Below are 746 nucleotides of genomic sequence, written 5' to 3'. Positions count from 1 at the left end.
CTCTCTAACTCTCTCCCACGGGAGAGAGGACGGGGCGGCTGTTGGGATGAAGGGTTCTGCAAGGAAAACAGGTTGTGCAGGCTGCTTTTTACTTTTCAGACGACCTTTATAAATGCTCAATTCAGGCAGCCTGCACCTTATAATTTTTAATAATTTAATCAAAATCAGCCATCTGCTACCGTGCAGACTGCTTTTCCAATTCCTGCAACACGCGCAGGATTTCTGCCAGCACATCGTTTGTCTGCTGCAAAATTTCGTGATTCCAAAAACGCAGCACGGTAAAGCCCAGGCTGTTCAGATATGCCGTCCGCGCGTGGTCGTATGCGGCTTGTTCTGTGTGCTGTCCGCCGTCCGCTTCGATAATCAGCTTGGGTGTTACGCACATAAAATCAACAATATAATTTCCCATCGGCTGCTGGCGGCGGAATTTATAGCCGTTCAGACGGCCTGCCCGCAGGTGCTGCCACAATTTTGCTTCCGCCTCGCTCATTTCTTGACGCATGGCTTTGGCGCGTTGGCGCAGGGCGGGGTTGTCGGCGGTCAATAGTTTTTCGGGCGTGGTCATTTTTGTTGTCGGGTTGCTGTTTGTGCAAGCCTTGCGGCTTGCTGCCCTCTCCCTAGCCCTCTCCCACGGGAGAGGGGATGGGGTTGCTGATTGAATTAAATGTTGCGGCAAGACAATCTTTTTTCAGACGACCTTTTGCGTTTTTATTTTGCACAGGCCGTCTGAAAACTTCCTTAAAAAC

1 protein-coding gene is annotated in these 746 nt (G+C 50.5%); it reads right to left on the bottom strand.

Going from position 1 to position 746, the window contains the following annotated elements:
* Positions 1-175 precede the first annotated feature (175 nt).
* Entirely contained in the window at positions 176-565 is a 390-nt protein-coding gene (locus HMPREF3277_RS09045) for an endonuclease domain-containing protein (protein WP_070870915.1), read from the bottom strand.
* Positions 566-746: the final 181 nt, after the last annotated feature.

This window comes from Neisseria sp. HMSC70E02, from assembly GCF_001838645.1.
GTDB lineage: Bacteria > Pseudomonadota > Gammaproteobacteria > Burkholderiales > Neisseriaceae > Neisseria > Neisseria macacae.
This window is presented reverse-complemented; position numbering and strand designations above follow the sequence as displayed.